We start from the raw sequence: 22,965 nt of genomic DNA, 5'->3' as shown, positions 1-22,965 counted from the left end.
TCTAGGTGTCTGGGATGTTGCGCAACTTCTTGCGACATGCTGCGACAGTATTTTCGGGTACTGATCCAAAGGTTGCCGCAGCGTCGTGCGGCAACGGCGCGTGAGAGCCGCCGCGAGCATGCACTAGATCCATACTTAGTCTTTACTCTCGGAGCTGTTGCCAGAAGAACCCTGATGTTGTTTTAGTGTTACGCATAAGTCATGCGTCCCGCACAGGCGTTCCGCCGCAGATTGTCTGGTTGCCAGCGCCTGAGCCCAGTCATCGGATGTATCCATCATGAGATTCAAGGCTCTGGCCTTCCTGGCAGCCTGCGCGACAGCTGCGACAGCCTGGCTCGGCACCGCCTCCGCCGCCCCTGCCACCACCCAAGCCGCAGCGGCACCGAGCCCGATGTGGGCCACCCAGCTCCAGTTCGACAACAACGGCACGGCCTGGTCCCAAGCCTCCTTCGCGGCGTTGAAGGCGAAAGGCCTCACCACCGCGGAGATCGACATGCCGTGGGGCACGGTCGAGCCGTCGCAGGGCAGCTTCAACTTCACGGAGCTCGATCAGGAGCTGGCGAACGCCTCAGCCGCCGGGATAAAGCTCATACCGATCTTCTGGTACTCCGGTTGGGGCGGCAGTCCCGCACCCTGGGTCAACGGCCGAGAGGTCGACAGCACCGGCGCGAGCAGCCCGGCCCCGGTCTGGTGGGATCCGGCCAACCAGCCCGCCTACTTCGACTACGTCACCAAGACGGTCGCGCACATCGCCGGGAACGCCGGCTACGGCGGCAGCATCCTCGACTACGGTTTCCTCGACGCGCAGTGGGACATCAACGGCGGCGCCTCGGGCTGGGCCCCGGCCGACATCAACGAGTTCCACAACACCTACCTGCCGAACACCTACGGCACCGTGGCGGCGTTCAACACCAAGTATCAGACCTCTTACGCTTCCTTCAGTGCAGTCCCGGCCGCAGCCATCGGCCAGTCGCTGTGGGGCGTCTACCAGGCCTTCCGCGCTTGGAGCGTGCAGGACACCTACGGCCGGCTCACCGCCGCGGTCCGTGCGGTCACCGCCTCGACGCCGCTCTACTACTACTTCGGCGGGCACTTCGGGAACGCCGTCAACTACGCGAACATCCCCGACATCTTCTTCACCCTGGCCAAGCAGTACTCGGCCACGGTGATCGTGGACGCCGCGCAGTCCCCCGGCCTCACGCTGACCTTCGGTAGCCTGGCCCGCGCCTACGGCGTCCCGCTGGCGCAGGAGTGGACGGCGCCGAGCGACAGCACGCAGCTGGCTGCGCAGGCGGTGCAGTGGCTGTCCAACTACGGGATGGGGCTGCCGGAAGGCGGCGGCGAGGACTTCTTCATCCACGACGGGACGCAGAAGGACGTCGTCGGCTGGCCGATCTACACCTCGTGGCTGCCGACGCTGCCGACCATCACCGGCTCCTACCCGCAGCAGCCGGTGGCCGTCTACATGGACTTCTCCCAGGCCTACGGCAACACCTCCGGCGGTGCCGTGGGAAGCATGGAAGACGCGATCACGAACCTCTGGAACGGCTACCAGGCCGGGTTCGCGGTCGTCACCAGCCAGGAGGTCGACAACGGGACCGTGAAGCTGTCGTCGTACAAGGCGGTGCTGCCGATGAACGGCACCGACGCGAACTTGAGCGCCTACCAGTCCGCGGGCGGAACGGTGCTGAGCAACGGATCGCAGCTCGCTTCGTACGCCCCGGCCTACGCGGCCCTCGCCAACAACGGCGTGCTGCAAGTCGTACCGGACGTCGCCACGACCGGCACCAGCGCGACGGTGACGCTCGCGGACATCACCTCCGGAACCGCCTACAACGCTGCGCTGACATTCGATATCGCAGGCCTCGGCATGACGGCCGGGAGCTATCACGTCGTCGACGCCGCCGGGAACGTGGTGCCGCAGGCCGCCGTCACCGGCGGGATCTGTACAGCCCCGAGTATTCAGGCCGCGCAACTCGTGCAGTGGAACATCGTGGCCGGGGCCGCTCCCGCCGGGACCCCGGTTCCCTCGGCGTGCGGCGGCAGCGGCGGCACGCCGGTGATCAGCCTGCGAGCGCACGCGAACAACGACATCGTCACCGCCGACAACGCCGGTGCGGCGCCGCTGATAGCCAACCGCACCGCGATCGGCACCTGGGAGCAGTTCGACCTGATCAACAACTCCGACGGGAGCGTCAGTTTCCGGGCACACGCCAACGGCGACATCGTCACCGCCGAGAACGCCGGCGCGTCGTCGCTGATCGCGAACCGCACCGCGATCGGGCCGTGGGAGGAATTCGACCTCATCCACAACTCCGACGGCAGCGTCAGCTTCCGGGCACACGCCAACGGCGACATCGTCACCGCCGAGAACGCCGGTTCCAGCCCGCTGATCGCCAACCGCACCGCCATCGGGCCGTGGGAGGAGTTCGACCTCATCCACGACTGAGATCCGAACCCCCACACAGCACACAGCACACAGCACCGTCAGCACCGTCCTTCTGTCCCCGCTCCAACCCCAGCCACCGAGCCCGGAGTCGAGTCGATGAGACGTACCACCCCCCACCGCAAGCTGCTGGCCGCGGGATCGGCCCTCGTCCTGGTCTGTGCCGTCGGCCAAATCTGTGCCCTCGCGGCGTCAGTGACCAGTGTCGCGGCCGCCCCCACACCCGCGGCCAGCAGCACGCCGATCTACCTGAACACCAGCTATCCCTTCCAGGCCCGCGCCGCGGACCTGGTCTCGCGGATGACGCTGGCCGAGAAGGCCGCGCAGCTGAACACCACCAGCGCCCCGGCGATCCCGCGCCTGGGCGTCCAGCAGTACACGTACCAAGCCGAGGCCCAGCACGGCATCAACTACCTCGGCGCCGACCAGAACAGCGGCAGCGCCGCCGGCAACCCGCCGGTCGCGACCAGCTTCCCGACCAACTTCGCGTCCTCGATGTCCTGGGATCCGGCCCTGGTCTACCAGGAGACGACGGCGGTCTCGGACGAGGCCCGCGGCCTGGTGGACAAGTCGCTGTTCGGCACGGGCCAGAACAACCTCGGCCCCTCGGCGAGCGACTACGGCTCGCTGACGTTCTGGGCCCCGACGGTCAACCTGGACCGGGACCCGCGCTGGGGCCGCACGGACGAGGCGTTCGGTGAGGACCCGTACCTGGTCGGGCAGATGGCCGGGGCGTTCGTGAACGGCTTCCAGGGCAACTCCATCACGGGCCAGTCGCTGAACGGCTATCTCAAGGCCGCCGCGACCGCCAAGCACTACGCACTGAACAACGTGGAGCAGAACCGGACTGGTATCTCCTCCAACGTCAGCGACACCGATCTGCGCGACTACTACACCAAGCAGTTCGCAAGCCTGATCGAGAACTCGCATGTCGCAGGTCTGATGACCTCCTACAACGCGATCAACGGCACGCCCTCGGTCGCCGACACCTACACGGCGAACCAGCTCGCGCAGCGCACGTACGGCTTCAACGGCTACGTCACCTCCGACTGCGGCGCCGTTGGCACGGCGTACCGCAACTTCCCCGCCGGCCACGCCTGGGCCCCGCCGGGCTGGACCACGGACGGCGGCGACACGAACGCGATCTGGACCAACACCTCCACCGGCGCGAAGATCTCCGGCGCGGCCGGCGGCGAGGCGTACTCGCTGCGCGCCGGCACGCAGGTCAACTGCGGCGGCGACGAGTTCTCGCTGCAGAACATCCAGGCCGCGATCAGCACCGGGATCCTGTCCGAGGGCGTCATCGACGCCGACCTGACCAAGCTGTTCACGATCCGCATGGAGACCGGCGAGTTCGACCCGGCGTCGCAGGTCCCTTACACCAGCATCACCAAGGCGCAGATCCAGAGCCCGGCGCACCAGGCGCTGGCGACCACCGTCGCCGACAATTCGCTGGTGCTGCTCAAGAACGGCAACGTCTCGGGGACCAGCGCACCGCTGCTGCCGGCCAATGCCGGCAAGCTGAACAACGTCGTCATCCTCGGCGACATGGCGAACGCCGTGACCCTCGGCGACTACTCCGGGGCGCCGACGCTTCAGGTGAACGCTGTGCAGGGGCTGACCGCGGCGATCAAGGCGGCGAATCCGAACGCGAACATCCTGTTCGACGCCGCCGGCACCTCCAGCACCGCGACCGGCGCGGCGACGCTCAGCAGCGCGACACAGACCGCGATCAAGAACGCGGACCTGGTCCTGCTGTTCGTCGGCACCAACCAGAACAACGCGCAGGAGGGCAACGACCGCACCACCTTGAACATGCCGGGCAACTACGACTCCCTGATCACGCAGACCACGGCGCTGGGCAACCCGAAGACCGCGCTGGTCGTCCAGTCGGACGGCCCGGTGAAGATCAGCGACGTCCAGGGCAGCGTGCCGGCGGTCCTGTTCAGCGGCTACAACGGCGAGAGCCAGGGCACCGCACTGGCCGACGTGTTGCTCGGCAAGCAGAATCCGAGCGGGCACCTGAACTTCACCTGGTACGCCGATGATTCGCAGCTCCCTGCGATGAGCAACTACGGGCTCACCCCCGGCGACACCAGCGGGCTGGGCCGAACCTACCAGTACTTCACCGGTACGCCGACGTATCCCTTCGGCTACGGCCTGAGCTACTCGAACTTCAGCTACTCCGCCGCGACCGTCGACAACGCCGGCCCGAACGCCGACGGCACGGTCAACGTCTCGTTCACCGTGACCAACTCCGGGAGCAGCGCGGGAGCGACCGTGGCGCAGTTGTACGCCGGGACGCAGTTCACGGTCTCCGGTGTGCAGCTGCCGAGCAAGAGGCTCGTGGGCTTCCACAAGACGAACGTCCTGAACCCCGGTGCCTCCCAGCAGATCACCATCCCGGTGAAGATCAGTGATCTGTCACTGTGGAGCGCGACGACGATGAAGTCAGTGGTCTACGACGGCACGTACAGCCTCCAGGTCGGTGCCAGTTCCTCCGACATCCGCTCGACGGTGAACGTCGCGGTGTCCGGCGCGATCACGCCGAAGGTGCAGTACGTGACCGTGCAGCCGGAGAGCGTCGTCTACGACGCCGGCTCGACCGTCGACCTGACCGGCAAGAACCAGTGGATCAAGGACGACACCACCGGCGTGGGGTCGCAGCCGCAGGGCCGGGACATGAGCGTGACCGCGGACAACGTGGTCGAGGCCGTGAACAACGACCAGTCGTTCGTCAACCTTGCCAACGCCTCGGTCAGCTACAGCAGCAGCGACCCGACGGTGGCCACCGTGACCAGCTCCGGCCAGGTCCACGCGGTCGGCGACGGCACGGCGCTGATCAGCGTGACGGTCAACGGCGTCACCGGCACCGCGCCGATCGTGGTGCGGCACACGCTGAAGCTCGCGGCGCCGGCGCTGATCACAGCCGGCGGGAGCGGTACGGCGACGACGACGTTCGTCAACGGGGGCACCGCCGCAGAAGCGAATGTAGCCGTGGCGCTGAGCGTTCCGTCGGGATGGACCGCGCAGGCCACGACTCCGGCGACGTTCGCCAGTGTCGGCGGTGGGCAGTCGGTGCAGACGACGTGGAAGGTGACCGCGGCGTCCGGCGCGGCTGCCGGGCCGTACGCGGTGTCGGCGCAGGCCACGTTGAACGGCAGCGGTCCGTACACCGACTCCGGGACGATGAACATCGCCTACTCGTCGTTGAACGCCGCGTTCGACAACGTCGGCATCACCGATGACGCGAGCACGGCGAACGGCAACCTGGACGGCGGCGGGACGAGCTATTCCTCGCAGGCGCTGTCCGCTGCCGCCGGGATCACGCCCGGGGCGACGCTGACGCACGACGGCGCGACCATCAGCTGGCCGAACGTCGCGGTAGGGACGAACGACGACGTCGTGGCTTCCGGGCAGACGGTGCCGGTGTCCGGGTCGGGTACGACGCTGTCGGTGGTCGGCACTTCGACGTACGGGGCGTCCTCGGGGAGCGGGACCGTCATCTACACCGACGGGAGCACGCAGAACTACAGCCTGGGGTTCGCGGACTGGTGGTCCAAGACGGCGGCTCAGGGTACTGACATCATCGCCAGCCCGACGTACATCAACGGCACCGGCGGGAAGATCACGCAGGCTGTGAACCTGTACTACGCGGCCATTCCGTTGCAGGCGGGCAAGACGGTGCAGGCTGTGGTGCTGCCGAATGTCAGTGCGGGTGCCGCACGCAGTTCGGTGTCGATGCACCTCTTCTACGTGGGAGTGTCCGGCAATACGGCGAGTTCGGTGATCAGCCTGCGGGCTCACGCGAACAACGACATCGTGACGGCGGACAACGCCGGCGCTTCGCCGCTGATCGCGAACCGGACGGCGGTCGGGCCGTGGGAGTCCTTCGATCTGATCCACAACGCGGATGGGAGCGTCAGTTTCCGGTCCCATGCCAACAACGACATCGTGACGGCCGACAACGCCGGCGCGGCGCCGCTGATCGCCAATCGCACGGCTATCGGGCCGTGGGAGGAGTTCGATCTGATCAAGAACTCCGATGGCAGCGTCAGCTTCCGGTCCCACGCCAACAACGACATCGTGACGGCCGACAACGCCGGTGCGGCGCCACTGATCGCGAACCGGACGGCCATCGGGCCGTGGGAGGAGTTCGACCTCATCAACGACTGAGACAGGGTCCGTAGCATTCCGGGGCTCGTGGGGTCTGCGCTGCGCAGACCCCACGAGCCTTCGGGTTTGCGGCCGTAATATACGAGACAACAGGAACTAGCCGAGGAGAGCATCGTCGCCACGCCGCCGAATCTGCGAGAAGAGGGCCGCCTGCGGGTCCTCCAGGTCCTGCTCGCCAGCGCCACGACCAGTCGGCCCGAGCTGGTCCGGCTCACCGGGCTGTCCCGCGCGACGGTGTCCGTGCTGGTCGCGGACCTGATCGCGGCCGGGCTGGTGGTGGAGGAGAACGGCGGGAACGGCGCCGCCGAGCCGGAGAACCGCTCGATGGGGCGCCCGGCACTGCCGTTGGCGCTCAGCCGCTCGGTCGCGTACGCGATCGGCGCGGACATCGGGCACGCACATGTGCGCGTCGCGCTGTGCGACGTACACGGCACGCCGCTGTGGGAGACGGTCGAGGCCAAGGAGGTCGACCGCGCGCCGCACGAGACGCTCGACCTCGCCGCCGACCTGGTCCAGCGCGCGATGACCGAGTACGGCGTCCCGCGCGAGCGGGTCCTGGGCCTCGGCGCCGGCATCGCCGCCCCGGTGGACGCCGTCGGCGCGCTGTCGGCGGAGGGCATCATGCCCGGCTGGACCGGCATCCGCCCCGGCCCCGAACTCGAACGCCGCACCGGCCTGCCCACCGAGATCACGAACGACGCGAACGCCGGCGCCCTGGCCGAGCACATGTACGGCGCCGGCCGCGACAGCGCGGACATGGTCTACATCCGCCTGTCCGCCGGCATCGGCGCCGGCGTCATCTCCGCCGGCCGCCTCCAACTCGGCGCCGGCGGCCTGGCCGGCGAGATCGGGCACCTGCCCGCCGTCCACGACGGCCTGGTCTGCCGCTGCGGCAACCGAGGCTGCCTGGAAACCATCGCCAGCCCCGTGGCCGTGGCACGCCTGCTCCAAGACAGCTGGGGCGAACCGGTGTCCCCCGCCGACCTCCCCGCGCTCCTCGCAACCCGCACCCCGGGCACCGCCCGCGTCGTGGAGGACACCGGCGAAGCAGTGGGCCGAGCCCTGGCATCCCTGGTGACGCTGATGAACCCGCGCCTGATCGTAGTCGGCGGCGACCTCGCCACCATCGGCGAGCCCCTGTTCGAACCCATCCGCCGCGGCATCGCCCGCTACGCCCTGCCGTCGGCGGCGAGCCAGGTCACGGTAGTAGCTGGCCGCCTCGGCTCCGGCGCCGAGGCCCGCGGCGCGGCGGCGCGGGTGCTGGCGCGGGCGCCGCAGACGCTGGCGGTGATGAGCGGGGCGGAGACGGGGGATGTGGCGGTGTGAGTTCGGGGGCCGATCCGCCGCACCGCCAGCCAGCACTTGCCGAAGTTCCGGCCCGAGCCCGCCCGCCGAACAGCACCGCTGCCCTGACCGCAACGCTGACCCAGGCCGCCGATCAGCCGCACGCGAAGGCAGCATCGCACGACCGCACTGCGGTATCCGGCGCCGCCGATCGCCAACGCTCCGGCCCGAGCAGCGCTCGCCGAACAGCACCGCTGCTCTCACCACAACGCTGACCAGGCCGTCGACCAGTCACCAGCGCGCCGAGGTACCCCGCGCCGCCGATCGCCAGCGCTCCCGCCCGAGCCCGCCCGCCGACGAACACCAGGCGCGTTACCTCAACGCCGGCCCCGGCCGCCGATCAGCCGCCGCCGGTTGCCAGCGCGCGCCAGCCCGAGCCCCGTCCGCCGTGCACCACGCTTCTTGCCTCAGCGCAGCCGTTGCGTCAGCGCCAGCCCCTACAACTCATCAAGCCAGTCGGCCACCGCCTGAATCTCGCTGTCATCGACCAGCAGGGCGAAGTGCTCCCCCAGCGATGCGGGGTCCGGGCGTCCGGCCAGGACGCCGTAGTAGAGCTCTGCGACCGAGTCCTCGCCGTTGATGCCGCGGAGGTCGGCGATCAGGCGGCGCGTCTTGTCCGCCTTGACCCGCTCGTCGCCGAGCGCCTGCGAGATGCGGATCGGAACCCCGATCTGGCGGGCCGGGTCGAAGCCGTCGATCTGCTTCCAGTACGCGTTCCACGCCTTGGCGCGCGGGCTGAACGGGTCCAGCGTCGGTGAGCGGAAGATCCCGTTCTCCGGTTCGTCGGCGTCCACCGGGGCCCGCTCCGTCCAGAACGTGTCCAGGCTCAGCTCCGCGCGGGACTTGGTGTCGAAGTCCTCGCGGTACTTGGCCAGGGCGTCGGGCTGGAAGATCTCGGTGGCGTCGATGTCCGGGTCGCCGCCGAAGACTCCGTTGCTGAACAGCACGTAGAAGCCGCCCAGGTCGCCGACGGGTTCCGGGTGCCGGTACGCGAGCAGCAGGCCGGGGTCGTCGAACGGGTTCAGCGTCCCCTTCAGGTTGGAGGCCGGTGCGAGTGCGGCGACGCCGGCGAGGGTGCCGTGCGTCGGGTAAGGGTCCGTACTCCGGGTCGCCAGGTGCGCCGCGAACAGCGCGGCTTGGCCGCCCTGGGAGTGGCCGACGATCGCGTAGCGCTCCGACAGCGGTGGCCGGTCGGTCTGCACCGCCAGCTGCCGGGCGGCCTCGACGATGTCGAGCACGCCGCGCCCCTCGGACTCGCCGAGCAGGTAGGGGTGGTTGCCGCGGGTGCCCAGCCCCTCGTAGTCGGTCATCGCCACGGCCCAGCCGGCCGCCATCAGCCCGCTCAACAGCCGGTGCGGTGCCCGGTTGATCTTGCGGAGCAGGCCCGGGCCCTCGTCGCCGGGCTCCGCTCCGACGTAGGCGTCCATCGACGGCGCGCACTTGTCGGCGCTCCCGACCGTGCCGTGCGCCCAGCTCACCACCGGCCAGCCGCCGACCGGCGCGCGGCCGTCGGGGAAGGCGATCAGCCCCGACACCGCGATCGGCTGCCCGAAGCGCGCCTTCGTGCCGCTCGTCGACTGGTACAGCACCCGGTACATCGCGCCCGCGCCGGCGACGAAGGCGTACTCCCCCGGCTCGATCGGCTCGTGCCGGATCAGGTCGCCGGCGCTGCCGGTCACGTCCTTCTCGGTCTCGATGTAGAACTCGATCTCGGGTTCACGCGGCACGAAGTCGTTGGCCATGGCTGGTCCCCTCCGGAGATCGACAGCTCATCACAGAGCTCTGATATCCGCGATCCTCGCGACCCGCGTCGGTCCCGTCAAGAGCTCAGAGCATCCGAGTGATCGCTAACAGTCACCGAGGGACGCGGATGGCTTCCGCGACGAGCGAAGGCTTCCGTGGCAACGCCCCGTTTGTCTCGCTCTCCCTCAGCGAATCCAGCGCGAGCGCGGCGAACCGGCGGGCCGCCAGCGTCCGATCAGCGGGGCGGGTCGCCGAAAGTCCCCGGCCGGCCTGCAGGATGAGCACGAAGTCATCGAGAACGAAGTCGTGCCGCAGCCGCCCCGCACGCTTGGCCCGCGCGGCGAGCTTTTCGAGCTCGCGCAGCAGCGAAGCACGATGCCGGGCGAACACCGGCGCCTCGGGGTTGGCCCACATGAAGGCGTCGACGAATCCCTTGTTCTGCGCGTTCAGCACGGTTAGGTGCTCGATCACCCACGCGAACCCGCGCCACGGATCCGGGTCGGCGCATCCGTCCACCACGATCTGCCGACAGGCCCGCAGCTCGTCCGCGAACACCCCGTCGATGAGCGCCTGCTTGGTCGGAAACCGCCGGTACAGCGTCGCCGGCCCCACCCCGGCGGCCCGCGCGACTTCGCGCATCGAGGCTTCGAGACCGCGCTCGGAGAACAGCGCGCGAGCGGCCTCCACGATCCGGTCGCGGTTCTCCTGCGCGTCGGCGCGGAGCTTCTGAGTCACTTCTTCGCTCATCGATCTCACTTCCGCTAAGTGGACGCAGGCGTCCACTACGTTCGAATCGTAGCTGATCAGCAGCTCAAGGCAGATCAACCAAGAGGAGAGATGATGCGCGCGGTCGTGATCGAGAAGTTCGGAGACCCGTCGGGGATGGCGGTACGCGAGGTCCCGGACCCGGTCCTTAAGGCGGGCCAGGTCCTGATCACCCCCGAGGCGGTCGGGGTCGGCGGGGTCGACGCCGTGATCCGTCGCGGAACCCTCGGCACCTTCGGGTTCACCGAGGGCATGATCCCGGGCAGCGAAGTCGCAGGCCCGGTCACGGCGGTCGGCGACGGCGTCGATCCGGCCTGGCTCGGACGCCGCGTGTGGGCGTTCACCGGGACCGCCGGGGCCTACGCCGACCTGGCCACGGCCGACCTCAACCGGATCACCGCCCTCCCCGACGGACTCTCCTCCATCGACGCCGTGACGCTCGGCAGCGCGGCCCCGGTCGCCCACTTCGCACTGGCGCACGCGCACTTCACCGCCGGTGAATCAGTGCTCGTGCGCGGTGCGGCGGGCAGCATCGGCATCGCGACCGTGGAACTGGCCGCGCGCGGCGGCGCGAGCGTCGTCGCCGTCACCACCTCCGACGCCGAACGCGGACAACGGCTGCGCGACTTCGGCGCGACGCTCGTCCTCGACCGTGCCGGAAACAGGAGCCGCAGCGGCGAAGCCGACGACAGCGAATCAGACACCTTCGACGTCATCATCGACATCGTCGGCGGCGAAGCCGTCCCGGACTTCATCGACCGCCTCAACCCCAACGGCCGCCTGGTCCTCGTCGGCGTCGTGGCGGGCATGCCGCTGGCGGACTTCGGGATGCGGCTCCTGCAAGCGTTCCGGCTGTCACGCTCGTTCGCGACGTTCAGCCTCGACACCGTCCCGATCGACACGCGGAACCAGACCCGCGCCGAGCTGTTCGAGGCGGCGGCAAAAGGAAGCCTGCACCCCGTCGTCCACCGGGTGATGGGACTGCATCAGGCTGCTGACGCCCACCGCCTGATGGACGACGGCTCGGTCTTCGGCCGCGTCGTCCTCACGCCGTAAGCAGCTCGGGCACGAAGATGTCAGCGCACGTCAGCAACCGCTCCGACAGCCCCTGCTCGGTACCGCGGGTCGTCCGGGTCGAAGGTGCGCAGGAAGTAGGTGAGTCCGAGCTCTGCGACGTCGTAGCGCCCCTCGATCATGTCCCGGAAGGTCCGAGACCGGCGGCGCCGTCTCGAACGTACGAGGCGATCCTCAGCGACGTGCTCATGCTTGTCCCTCCGCGCGTGGCGGACGCGGCCGGACTCGCCGACGGCGTCCGCGCGATTCTCTGGTGAGCGCCGACCGGTCAGGGCAGTCGATCAGCGCCCGATCAGGTGAGCTGCACCCCGCCGTCGATGACCAGGTCCTGACCGTTGATCCCGGTGTTGGTGAGCAGGAACTCCACCGCCCCGGCCACCTCGTCCATGGTGACCAGCCGGCCGATCGGCGTCCGGGGCACAGCCGGGTGGTTCTCGTAGTCGCGCCACTTGGGGCTGTCCCCCACCACGGCCGGGTGGATGGCGTTGACGCGGTGCGGCGCGATCTCGATCGCGAGCGTCTTCGCCAGTCCCGACACGCCCTGGTTGATGACCGTCACCATCGTCGAGCCCGGATACGGCTTGTCCTTGGCCACACCGCCGAACAGCACCACCGACGCGCCGGGCCGGAACCGCGGCCGCAGCACCCGCACCGCTTCGGCGTAACCGACCAGCTTGATCGTCACCACGCGCACCGCGGCCTCGACGTCGAACGAGGCCAGTGTGTTCGGCGCCTGCTCGATGCCGGCGATGACGAGGTTGTCCACGTCCTCGACACCGGCGAGCGCCTCCGCGATGCCCGCCGGCTCGGACAGATCGACGGCCAGCCCCCGGGCCACGCCCTTGACGTTGCCCGCCGCCTCCTCGGCCCGCGCGAGGTCCCGGCTGGTGATGACGAGATCGTCCCCGCGATCAGCCAGACGCTGGGCGATGACCTGCCCGAGCCCGCCGGTACCGCCGATGACTATGGTGTTCGCCATTCTTGACCCTCTTCCATGCCTGACGGCAGTTGTCGAATGTTCCGTGTCCGTCAACGCCGGAGGTCAGCGTCCTGCTTCCCGAAACCTCAACCCGCTGAGTCGCAGCCGAGCTCCGCGGCGACCGCCGCGAGCGCGTCGCCGTCGGCGATGCCGAGCCGCCGCGTGGTGGCCGCGAAAGACCGCGCGGCCTCGGTCAGGAGGCGGCGGGTGTCGGCGACGGTGCGGTCGTCGGCGTCGTGCGGGGTGCGGGCCGCGACCACCGTGCCGGTCCGCACGCGGCTGGTGACCAGGCTGCCGGCCTCCAGCTCGCGGTAGGCGCGGGCCACGGTGTTCACAGCCAGGCCGAGATCCCCGGCCAGCTGCCGGATCGGCGGCAGCCGGGTGCCCGGCGGCAGCGCCCCGGAGCCGATCATCGCCGCCACCTGGGCCCGGATCTGCTCGTAGGGCGGGACCGGGCTCGTGTCGTCGAGCTCGACGATCATGCGGCTTCCGGTGCGGCGGGTCCGGAAACGGAGCCGCGCGGGGGCGAGGGCCAATAGGCCAGGATCCGTCCGAGGATCGGGAAGCCGACGGCGAACAGGGCCTCGAAGATCCCGGTCTCGCGGTTGTGCAGCAGGACGTCGGCCGCCACCAGTTGGGACGCGACACACGAACCGACCAGCACCATCCCGGCCGCGGCCAGCACATGCAGCGACCGCGAGCGGATCGCGTCGTCGGCGGCCATCCGGTCCGGCTCGGCCAGCGGCTGCGGGCGGCGCAGGACGTGACGCTGGGCCGCGAGTGCGACCGCACCGACGCCGAGTCCGAAAACCGTCCAGAGCGTCATAGCTCTGATATCGCCCTCGGAGTGGGATCCACGGCGAGCGAAGCAGAAGGCGGCGGTCAGCACGCACAGGACCATAGCCGCCGGCAAGGCCCAGCGTCCGGCCCACGGCAGGTAGTCGGCGGCGCGGCGGGACGCCAGCGAGGCCGACGTGCGCGGCCCGCGGTCCAGGTGCGCGACCCGGAGTTCGGCGACGGCGGCGCCGGCGAACCAGCCGGCCAGCGCCCACTGGAACTCCAAGCCGTAGGACCCGGAGGTGTGGAAGGTGGCCAGCACGCCGACCGTGAACCCGGCGGCGCGCCACCTCCGGGTGGTCGCCCGGTAGGCGATGATCTGGTTCCCGTTCCCGACGGTCACCCGCAACGAGTGCAGACGGGCGAATTCCTCGACGCGGCGGCGCGGAACCGGGCCCACCGCCGCGTACACAGTCATGAGCAGCAACACGGCCAGGCCCAGTACGAGCACGGCGATGAAGGACATCGGCAGCATGCTGGTCAATGTAGCGAGACATTGCTACATTGTCCACGCCGAGAACGACTCGGCCCGGATGCCATCAGGGGGTAGGCATGACACGGACGAAGACACGGTGGGTGAGCGACGAGGTCTGGGCGGAGTTGGATCCGACCGCCGGGACCCTGAGCCGCGCGCAGCGCCGGCGGGCGCTCGCGGCGGCATTGGCGGCGGTCGCCCTGCTGATCGCCGGCTACACGATCGACCGCTCCGGCGTGGTCCGGGCCCACATCGACTACTACGGCGATTCCGGCAACATCGGGGCGACCACACCGAACCCGAAGTTCTTCACTCGGCAAGTCGCGGTGCGGAACACCGGCTGGACCACGGTCCACGTGACCGGCGTCGGCCAGGACGGCCCTGGTCTGCGCCTCGTCCGGCCCGGCGGACCGGAGGGGTTCCCGAAGGACTTGGAACTCGTCGGCAGCACGCCGGCGCCGTTCGACCTTCATCCCGGCCAGATCGTGACCGTGGAGGTCGCTTATCAGGTCACTGACTGCGCAGCCGTCCCGTCGGGTTCGTTCCCCGTGACTCTCCGCGTCGACCGGCCGTGGGGGACGCAGACGATCGACATCGCGATGCCGCTGACCCCCGCCCCCGGGACCACCAACGGACTCGTGCCCGCCACGGACATGGTCGGCTGGCAGAAGGAGATGGCCGACAACGCCTGCAATCCGCGCCGATTCTGAGTCACACGACTGGAGACATCGCAACTAGAACGAGTTACAGTTCGGCCATGAGTCTGCCGCCGTCAGTCACCTCTGAACTGCTCGCGAAGCTCACCGGCATGGTCGTCTCCACCAGCGGTCGCACGTACGCGGTGACCGAGGTCTACACCGGCGACAAAGTCGTGGACCTCCCGCAGTCCGACCCCGCCGACGTCCAGACCGCCTACGCCGCAGCCCGAACGGCGCAGGCGGTCTGGGCCTCCTGGCCGCTCAAGCGCCGCGTCGGCGTGATGAAGCGGTTCCACGCGCTGCTGCTGGAGCGGGGCCTGGCCGTCGCGGACCTGATGCAGGTCGAGACCGGCAAGGCCCGGCGGATGGCCTTCGAAGAGACCTGCGACGTCCTGATGGTCACCAGCCACTACATCAAGGCGGCGCCGCGGATCCTCAAGGAGCGCAAGCACGGCGGGGTGGTGCCGCTGGTGTCCACCTCGACCGAGGTCCGGATCCCCAAGGGCGTCATAGGGCTGATATCCCCCTGGAACTTCCCGTTCGCGACCAGCCTGTCGGACGCGATGCCCGCGCTGATCGCCGGGAACGGCGTCGTGCTGAAGCCGGACAACAAGTCCACGCTGAACGTCGCCTACGGAGTCGGCCTGCTCTACGAGGCCGGGATGCCCGCCGGGCTGGTGCAGATCGTCTGCGGTGAGGGCCCTGACATCGGCGCGGCCCTGATCGAGGGCGCCGACTACGTCATGTTCACCGGCTCGACCGCGACCGGCCGGATCATCGGGGCCCAGGCCGGGCAGCACCTGATCGGCTGCACGCTCGAACTCGGCGGCAAGAACCCGCTGATCGTGCTCGACGACGCGGACCTGGACGAGGTGATCGCGGGCACGGTCACCGCGACGTTCCTGAACACCGGCCAGGCCTGCATGCACATCGAGCGGATCTACGTCTCCGAGCGGCGCCGGGAGGAGTTCACCAAGCGGTTCGTCCAGGCCGTGCAGGCGATCCGGGTCGCGGCCGCCTACGACTTCTCGCCGGACATGGGCTCGCTGGTGTCGGTGCCGCAGCGCGAGCGCGTGCAGTCGCACGTGGACGACGCGGTCGCGAAGGGCGCGACGGTGCTGACCGGCGGCAAGGCGCGGCCGGACCTGGGCCCGGCGTTCTTCGAGCCGACCGTGCTCACCGACGTCACCCCGGACATGACGCTGGCGACGGCCGAGACGTTCGGACCGGTCACCGCCATCTATCCCTACTCCTCGGTCGACGCGGCCGTGGCGATGGCCAACGACACCGAGTACGGGCTGAACGCCAGCGTGTGGGGCGGCGACCGGAAGGCCGCCGAGGCCGTCGGACGCCGGATCGAGGCCGGCAACATCAACGTCAACGACGGCCTGGCCGCGTCCTACGCGTCGAAGAAGAGCACGTCCGGCGGCTTCAAGGCGTCCGGGGTCGGCAGCCGGCACGGGGACGCCGGGATGCTGAAGTACACGGACGTGCAGAACGTCGCCGTGCTGAAGCGGCAGGTGCTGACGAATCCGCCGGACACCGACTGGACCAAGCAGGTCGACAAGACCGTCAAGGGTCTGCGGTTCATGCGGAAGCTCGGGATCCGGTGATCGCCGCACATAGAGCGCCCGCCGGCGGATTGGATCGCCAGCTGAGATGAATCGCACCCCTTGCCGCGTCCACTAAGGTCGATGCCGGGCGAAGGCTGAGGGGAGCGGTTCGGGGATGGAACAGCTGACAGCTGATGATCCGCGGTGGATCGGGCAGTACAGGTTGTTGCGGCGGCTGGGTGCCGGCGGGATGGGCACGGTCTACCTCGGGCGCACCGCCGGAGGCCGGACCGTGGCGGTCAAGCGGGTGCACGCCGAATACGCCGCCGACCACGAGTTCCGTGAGCGCTTCCGGCAGGAGGTGGCCGCGGCGCGGCGGGTCGGCGGACGCTGGACGGCGCCGGTGTTCGACGCCGACACCGAGGGGCCGCAGCCGTGGGTCGCGACCGGGTACGTCGCCGGACCCTCGTTGCAGGCGGCGGTGAAGGAGTTCGGTCCGTTGCCGCCAGCGTCGGTGCGCGCGCTGGGAGCCGGTTTGGCGGAGGCACTGGACGCCGTGCACAAGCTCGGGCTGGTGCACCGGGACGTGAAGCCGTCGAACGTCCTGCTCGCGCTCGACGGGCCCCGGCTCATCGACTTCGGCATCACCCGCGCGCTGGACGCCGCGGTGCAGCTCACCCGCACCGGTCTGCTCGTCGGCTCGCCGGGATACCTGTCGCCGGAGCAGGCGCAGGGCACGGCGGCCGGGCCAGCCAGCGACGTCTTCTCGCTCGGTGCGGTGCTGGCGTTCGCGGCGGCGGGCGCGTCGCCGTTCGGTGAGAAGCTGCCGGTGGCGACGCTGCTGTATCGCGTCCTCCATGAGGACCCTGATCTGAGCCGGCTCGCCCCGGAGCTGCGTCCACTCGTCGCGGCGTGCATGGCGAAGAATCCCGCCGCACGCCCTACTCTCGACCAGCTGCGCATCGGCCTGGAGGCCGGCGGGGACAGAGTCCGGCTCGGCGCCGAGGGTTGGTTGCCGCCGGCCATCTCGGCGTCGGTCGGCCGGCTGGCCGTGGAGCTGCTGGACCTCGACTCCGACCCCGGGGCCGACCCGTCGCAAGCCGATCCCTCGGCGCTCGCCCCGACCCGGACGCTTCCGCCGCAGCAGCCCGCGGCCGGTAATCCGGTGCCGGGGGCAGCTGCAAATCCGGTGCCGTCACAGAGTTTCCCGGCGCCTGTCTACCAAGGGCAGCCGTCCTTCACCCACCCGCCGACAGAGCCCCCGCCGACCGCCATGGCGACGATGACCAGCCCGGCGGCCCTTCCCGCGTGGCAGAACACGCAGCCACCGCCGAGGCCCAAGCAGCGACGCGGGCCGCTCATCGCGGCGCTCGGCGCGGGTGCGGTGGTCGTGGTGGCGGCCATCGCCATCGCCGTGTCGCAGTCTTCGTCCTCTGACACGACGTCGCTGCAGCAGGGCGGCGGCACACCGACTTCGAATGCCCAGGCCGGAAAGCAGGTCACGACGGGAGCCGCGGGCGGTGCGATCCCCAGCGGCTATCTGGGATCGTGGCAGGGCACGGTGACCGGATCGCAGCTCCCTCATCCGCTGCCGATGGTCGTCACCGTGGCTCAGGGGCGCGTGGGCGACCCGGTCGGCACCGTCGCCAACGACGGCGGCAACGGCCAGACGTGCACGATCAAGACCTCGCTGGTCTCCGCCGGCGCCGGCCGCATGGTGCTCCGGTACGTGCCGGGCACCGTCAGCTCCGGCTGCGTACCGATCATGGCGGACGAGATCTACACGCTGAACCAGAACGGCTCCCTGCAGATGAGCGTCGGCGGCTACATCGCGGAGCTGAACCGGCAGTAGCCCCGCGTCACAGCATCCTGACTTTCACCCCTTGCTCATCCGCTGAGGGTCTGTTAAATGCCTATTACAACGTTGTTTGCAACGTTGTCAAAGCCACCGGATGGAGCTGATCAGGCATGAAACGAAGAGCCCGGCTGGCGGTCACCGTCAGCCTACTAGCCCTCGCGGGTTCCGCCCTGTACTCGCCGTCCGCTGCCACCGCGGCCGGTGCCGGCGGCAAAGCCCAGGCCACAGCCGCGTCGACCGCCGTCCTGGACGGCAGCGCCCGGTTCGAGGTGCTCACTCCGACGTTGATCCGCATGGAGTACGCCGGCGACAACAAGTTCCAGGACGCTGCGACTTTCAACGCTGTAAACCGCACGTTTCCGTCCGTACCGTACACAACGTCGGTCAGCGGCGGGTACCGCGTGATCGACACCGGCTCCGTGACCCTTCGCTACAAGGAGGGCAGCGGACCGTTCACCGCGGCCAACACCTCGATCACGGTCTCGGGGACCAACGCGACCGCCGCGCCGTCGTTCCCGTCCTACTGCGTCTTCGGCACCGCCTGCGAGGCCGAGGACGGCTTGCTCAGCTGGGGCGCGATGGCCGCCTACGACCACAACAACCACACCGGGTCCGGCTTCGTCGCCGGGTTCAACCAGGTGCACAGCGCGGTCCAGCAGGACGTCTCGGCCGTGCCGTCGGGCGGGACGTACCAACTGAGTGTGCGCTACGCCAACGCCCAAGGCGGCGACGGCCAGAGCATCACCCGGACGCTGTCGACCACCGTCAACGGCACGCCGGGACCGACGCTCAGCATGCCGGTCACCGGTTCGTGGGACACCTGGTCCACGGTGTCGGTGCCGGTCACGCTGAACGCCGGCGTCAACACCATCGGCATCGTGCAGAACGCCTCCGACAGCGCCAACGTGAACCTGGACAGCCTGGCCGTCACCGCCTCCGGCGCCGGCTACCCCGCGCCCGGGGCCTCCAGCGCGCTGCTGACCACCGCCTACGGCGCCGGCCCCACCGACACCCTCGGCGGCTGGTCCAGCTCGCTGGACAACCAGAACCCGGCCACCGCGACGGAGCGGCCTGGGATCCTGGACCGCGACGGCTGGTACCTGCTGGACGACTCGCGCTCGGCGCTGCTGAACGCCGGCGGCACCGTCACCGACCGGCCCGGCCACGGCGGCCAGCCGTATCAGGACGGGTACTTCTTCGGGTACGGGACCAACTACAAGCAGGGTCTGTCCGATCTCAATGCCCTGACGGGCAGCACGAACCTGCTGCCGGAATCCGCTTACGGTGTCTGGTATTCGCGCTACTACGCCTACAGCACCTCCGACTACGAGAACACACTGTTGCCGACTTTCCGCAGCACGTTCACGCCACTGGACTGGCTGGTCATCGACACCGACTGGAAGGCTCCGAACCAGTGGGACGGCTGGAACTGGAACGGTTCTCTGTTCCCTGATCCCAATGCGTTCATGAGCTGGACGCAGCAACAGGGGCTGGAGACGGCCCTCAACATCCACACCGCCATCTCGGGCTCGGACCCGCAGTTCTCCGGCGCGAACAGCACGGCCGGCGGCCTGTCCCCGGACGTCACGCGCTCCGGCGACTACGAGTTCGACTGGTCGAACCCGAACCAGCTGGCGGCCTACTTCAACCTGCACAAGCCGTTCGAGCAGCAGGGTGTGCGCGAATGGTGGCTGGACTACTGCGGAGGCTGCGGGAACTCCACCGCCAGCGACCCGCACGTCGCCCCGGGCAACTTCATCAACCAGGCGTACGCCCAGGACGGCACGGCGCGCGGGCTGCGCGGCTTCTCCTTCGGCCGGATCGGCTCCTCGTCGCAGGCCGGGGACAACGGCAACTACGCGCTCGGGCCGTGGTCCGAGCGGCGCAACACCATGCAGTTCACCGGGGACACCGAGGCCACCTGGGCCATGATGGCGCTGGAGGCGCAGTTCGCCGGGGACGAGGCCGCGGCCGGGATCTCCAACGTCAGCAACGACATCGGCAGCTTCCACGGGAACCACCTGGCCGACGACATGTACGCGCGGTGGGTGCAGCTCGGCACCTTCCAGCCGGTCGATCGGCTGCACTCCGACCACGGCGACCGGCTGCCGTGGAACTACGGCACGGCCGCCGACGCCAGCGCGGAGCGGTTCCTGCGGCTGCGGGAGGCGCTGGTGCCGTACACGTACACGCTGGCGGCGCAGGCCAACGCCACCGGCGTGCCGATCATCAGGCCCCTGTATCTGGACTATCCGTCGAGCAACGAGGCGTACACCTTCAAGCAGGAGTACCTGTACGGCGACAACGTGCTCGTCGCTCCCATCACCAGCGCCAGCGACGCCAACGGAAACGGTTCCGTCAGCGCGTGGATCCCGCCGGGCACCTGGACCGACTACTTCACCGGGACCAGCTACACCGGCCCGACCACCGTCACGATCACCGATCCGCTCTCGCAGATGCCGGTGCTGATCAAGAGCGGCGGCATCATGCCGCAGCGCACCAACTACGTGCCCGACGCCAACTCCTCGCCGCTGACGCAGGTCACGCTGTCCGTCGCGGCCGGGGCGGACGGCTCGTTCCCGCTCTACCAGGACGCCGGCGAGGGCAACGGCTACCAGAGCGGCCAGTCCACCACCACGCCGATCTCCTGGAGCGACGCCTCCAGGACGCTGACCGTCGGCGCCGACACCGGCGGCTTCAGCGGCGCGGCGACGCAGCGCTCTTACACGCTGCGGCTGTCGAACACGGTCGCGCCGACCGCGGTGTTCGTCGACGGCACGCAGGTGCCGGAGACCGCGTGGGCGTACAACCCGAACCTGCGGACGACGACGGTCACCACCGGCGCGCTGCCGGTCGGCTCGTCACACACGATCAGCCTGAGCGGGAGCGCGACGGCCAATCCGACGAGCGGAGAGGTGATCGGCGACGCCGGGCTGTGCCTGGACACCCGCGGCGGCACGACGACCAACGGCACGGCGATGCAGCTCTACACGTGCAACCACAGCGCCGCGCAGCAGTTCGCCTACACCGCCAACGGCACCACCGGCGGCACGCTGAAGGTGCTCGGCAAGTGCGTGGACGCCGCCAACGCCGGGACCGCCAACGGGACCGCCGTCCAGCTCTACGACTGCAACACCAGCGGGTCGCAGAACTGGGTCGCGCAGAGCAACGGCGAACTGGTCAACCCGCAATCAGGACGCTGCCTCACGGTGCCCGGCGGGAACACCACTCCGGGTGCGGTCCAGCTGCAACTGCAGGACTGCAACGCGGGCGCACCGCAGGTGTGGAAGCTGCCGCCCGGGCCGGTGAACGGACCCGGCGGACTGTGCGTGGACGTGGCCGGCGCCGATCCGTCGTACGCGACCAGCGCGCAGCTGTGGACGTGCAACCAGACGGACGCGCAGCGCTGGTACACGCCGGGCGACCAGACGATCCGCGTGTTCGGCAAGTGCCTCGACGTGGACTACGGCGGGACGGCGAACGGGACGGCGGTGCAGCTGTACGACTGCAACGGGAGCGGCTCCCAGACCTGGGTGACGCAGGCGAACGGGTCGCTGCTGAACCCGCAGTCGGGGCGCTGCTTGGACGATCCGAACAACAATGAGAAGGCAGGGGATCTGCTGCAGATCTACGACTGCGACAACACTGCGGCGCAGGTGTTCAGCCTGGGCGGCTGAGCCAGGCGGTTCGGTCTCCTGGCCGCGGCGGGACGTCGGTCGGCGTCCCGCCGCGGCACCGATGAGTTTCGGCGGGTCGAGCCGTCTGAGTGGACAACAACGTGCTCGACCAGAGGAGAATCCGATGCGCAAGGTGGTTCTGACCCAGTTCCTGTCCGCCGACGGCGTGGCCGAGGCCGCGGACACGTTCCTGACCGGGTGGGACGATGTGGTCGACGGCCGCGGTGCCGAGATCATCGCCACACAGGACGCCGTCATCTTCGGCCGTGGCACCTATGACGAGTGGGTCGAGTTCTGGCCGGGCAGCGACATCGAGCCGTTCGCCACGTTCATCAACAAGGTCCCCAAGTACGTCGCCACCTCCACGCCGCTGGCGCGCGAGTGGGACAACGCCGCTGCGATCGACGGGGAGCTGGTGCCGTTCGTGCAGGACCTCAAGAACTCCGTCGGCGGCGACATCGGGGTCCACGGCAGCATCTCGATCGCGCAGGCGCTGCTCACGGCGGGGGTGATCGACGAGATGCGGTTCGCGGTGGTGCCGGTGGTCGTCGGGCGGGGGCGGCGATTGCTGGAGGGGCTGCCGGAGATTCGGCTCGAACTGGTCCAGAGCGTGGCGACGCCGGCCGGGTTCCTGCTGACCGATTACCGCATCGCGCAGTAGCGACCGGCTTGACCTTGCTCATCATCGACCGCAACGGCGCGCTGGCATGGCGTGCGCTGATGCCGGTGACGTACAGCGAACTGCCGCCGGCGCTGGCGCCGTTGGTCGCTGAGAGCTGATTTCAAGGAGTTCCGTGAACCGCTTCGTCCTGACCGGCACACCCGGGTCGGGGAAAACCGCGATTCTGCGGCAGCTGGAGCTCGACGGGCTCGGCGTGGTCGAGGAGGCCGCGACCGACGTCATCGCGGTGGCGCAGGCCCGGGGCGTCGACGAGCCGTGGCAGCAGCCTGATTTCACCGAGGCCATCGCCGCGCTGCAACGCCGGCGCCAGCTTGCCGCCGACCGCATCCGCGCCGACGAGCCGGTCTTCTTCGACCGCTCCCCGGTCTGCACGTACGCGCTGGCCCTGTTCCTCGGCCATCCCGTCGGGCCCGTGCTGGCCGCCGAGCTCGACCGCGTCCGCAAAGAGCACGTCTACGAACGCCGCGTGTTCTTCGTCGTCGGCCAGGGTTTCGTCACCCCGACCCCGGCCCGGCGGATCACGCCGGCGGACGCCGCGCGCTTCGAGGAGTTGCACGCGAAGGTCTATCGCTCGCTCGGCTACGAGCTGATCCCGGTCGAGCCCGGACCGCTCGATGTCCGCGCCGACTTCGTGCGCGCGCAGGCATCGACGACGTAG

15 protein-coding genes are annotated in these 22,965 nt (G+C 69.5%); 10 read left to right on the top strand and 5 right to left on the bottom strand.

Features of this window, described 5'->3' with window-relative positions; all coding sequences use genetic code 11:
* Nucleotides 1-277 precede the first annotated feature (277 nt).
* The 3 genes from ABH935_RS41960 (at nucleotide 278) to ABH935_RS41950 (ending at nucleotide 7,948) form a co-directional block, all read left to right on the top strand.
* Complete coding sequence (locus ABH935_RS41960) at nucleotides 278-2,449, top strand: glycoside hydrolase family 42 (RefSeq protein WP_370383567.1); 2,172 nt, start codon at nucleotides 278-280, stop codon at nucleotides 2,447-2,449.
* Between the two features lie 96 nt (nucleotides 2,450-2,545).
* Nucleotides 2,546-6,622, top strand: a complete 4,077-nt coding sequence (locus ABH935_RS41955; RefSeq protein WP_370383566.1) for a glycoside hydrolase family 3 C-terminal domain-containing protein — start codon at nucleotides 2,546-2,548, stop codon at nucleotides 6,620-6,622.
* Between the two features lie 111 nt (nucleotides 6,623-6,733).
* Nucleotides 6,734-7,948 carry an ROK family protein gene (locus ABH935_RS41950; protein ID WP_370383575.1) on the top strand — a complete coding sequence of 405 codons (1,215 nt, stop codon included), beginning with the start codon at nucleotides 6,734-6,736 and terminating at the stop codon, nucleotides 7,946-7,948.
* Nucleotides 7,949-8,403: 455 nt separating this feature from the next.
* Here ABH935_RS41950 and ABH935_RS41945 read toward each other — a convergent pair whose 3' ends face one another.
* Nucleotides 8,404-9,708 (bottom strand): lipase family protein, encoded by a 1,305-nt coding sequence (locus ABH935_RS41945; protein WP_370383565.1) that lies wholly within the window; start codon nucleotides 9,706-9,708, stop codon nucleotides 8,404-8,406.
* A gap of 112 nt (nucleotides 9,709-9,820) precedes the next feature.
* Complete coding sequence (locus ABH935_RS41940) at nucleotides 9,821-10,456, bottom strand: TetR/AcrR family transcriptional regulator (RefSeq protein WP_370383564.1); 636 nt, start codon at nucleotides 10,454-10,456, stop codon at nucleotides 9,821-9,823.
* 93 nt (nucleotides 10,457-10,549) lie between these two features.
* On the opposite strand from ABH935_RS41940, the gene ABH935_RS41935 reads away from it, so the two are divergent.
* Nucleotides 10,550-11,530 carry a zinc-binding dehydrogenase gene (locus ABH935_RS41935; RefSeq protein ID WP_370383563.1) on the top strand — a complete coding sequence of 327 codons (981 nt, stop codon included), beginning with the start codon at nucleotides 10,550-10,552 and terminating at the stop codon, nucleotides 11,528-11,530.
* A 310-nt stretch (nucleotides 11,531-11,840) separates the two neighbouring features.
* On the opposite strand, the gene ABH935_RS41930 is transcribed toward ABH935_RS41935, so the two are convergent.
* The 3 genes from ABH935_RS41930 to ABH935_RS41920 form a co-directional block, all read right to left on the bottom strand.
* Nucleotides 11,841-12,527: an SDR family NAD(P)-dependent oxidoreductase gene (locus ABH935_RS41930; RefSeq protein ID WP_370383562.1), complete on the bottom strand. Its 687-nt coding sequence runs from the start codon at nucleotides 12,525-12,527 to the stop codon at nucleotides 11,841-11,843.
* 86 nt (nucleotides 12,528-12,613) lie between these two features.
* A complete protein-coding gene (locus ABH935_RS41925) occupies nucleotides 12,614-13,009 on the bottom strand; it encodes a GntR family transcriptional regulator (protein WP_370383561.1) in 396 nt (131 codons plus the stop codon).
* Nucleotides 13,006-13,839 (bottom strand): hypothetical protein, encoded by an 834-nt coding sequence (locus ABH935_RS41920; RefSeq protein ID WP_370383560.1) that lies wholly within the window; start codon nucleotides 13,837-13,839, stop codon nucleotides 13,006-13,008. Before ABH935_RS41920 ends, ABH935_RS41925 begins: the two co-directional genes overlap by 4 nt.
* 77 nt (nucleotides 13,840-13,916) lie before the next feature.
* On the opposite strand from ABH935_RS41920, the gene ABH935_RS41915 reads away from it, so the two are divergent.
* The 6 genes from ABH935_RS41915 (at nucleotide 13,917) to ABH935_RS41890 (ending at nucleotide 22,965) form a co-directional block, all read left to right on the top strand.
* The gene (locus ABH935_RS41915) at nucleotides 13,917-14,549 is read left to right on the top strand and encodes a hypothetical protein (protein WP_370383559.1); all 633 of its coding nucleotides are present in this window, start codon (nucleotides 13,917-13,919) and stop codon (nucleotides 14,547-14,549) included.
* Nucleotides 14,550-14,596: 47 nt separating this feature from the next.
* The gene (locus ABH935_RS41910; RefSeq protein WP_370383558.1) at nucleotides 14,597-16,150 is read left to right on the top strand and encodes a succinic semialdehyde dehydrogenase; all 1,554 of its coding nucleotides are present in this window, start codon (nucleotides 14,597-14,599) and stop codon (nucleotides 16,148-16,150) included.
* Nucleotides 16,151-16,265: 115 nt separating this feature from the next.
* Nucleotides 16,266-17,942 carry a protein kinase gene (locus ABH935_RS41905; protein WP_370383557.1) on the top strand — a complete coding sequence of 559 codons (1,677 nt, stop codon included), beginning with the start codon at nucleotides 16,266-16,268 and terminating at the stop codon, nucleotides 17,940-17,942.
* Nucleotides 17,943-18,058: 116 nt separating this feature from the next.
* Nucleotides 18,059-21,625, top strand: a complete 3,567-nt coding sequence (locus tag ABH935_RS41900; RefSeq protein WP_370383556.1) for a ricin-type beta-trefoil lectin domain protein — start codon at nucleotides 18,059-18,061, stop codon at nucleotides 21,623-21,625.
* Nucleotides 21,626-21,749: 124 nt separating this feature from the next.
* Nucleotides 21,750-22,286 (top strand): dihydrofolate reductase family protein, encoded by a 537-nt coding sequence (locus ABH935_RS41895; RefSeq protein WP_370383555.1) that lies wholly within the window; start codon nucleotides 21,750-21,752, stop codon nucleotides 22,284-22,286.
* Between the two features lie 133 nt (nucleotides 22,287-22,419).
* Nucleotides 22,420-22,965 (top strand): AAA family ATPase, encoded by a 546-nt coding sequence (locus tag ABH935_RS41890; RefSeq protein WP_370383554.1) that lies wholly within the window; start codon nucleotides 22,420-22,422, stop codon nucleotides 22,963-22,965.

This window comes from Catenulispora sp. GAS73, from assembly GCF_041262085.1.
Classification (GTDB): domain Bacteria; phylum Actinomycetota; class Actinomycetes; order Streptomycetales; family Catenulisporaceae; genus Catenulispora.
Note: the sequence above shows the minus strand (reverse complement) of the source record. Positions and strands in the feature narration are given on the sequence as shown.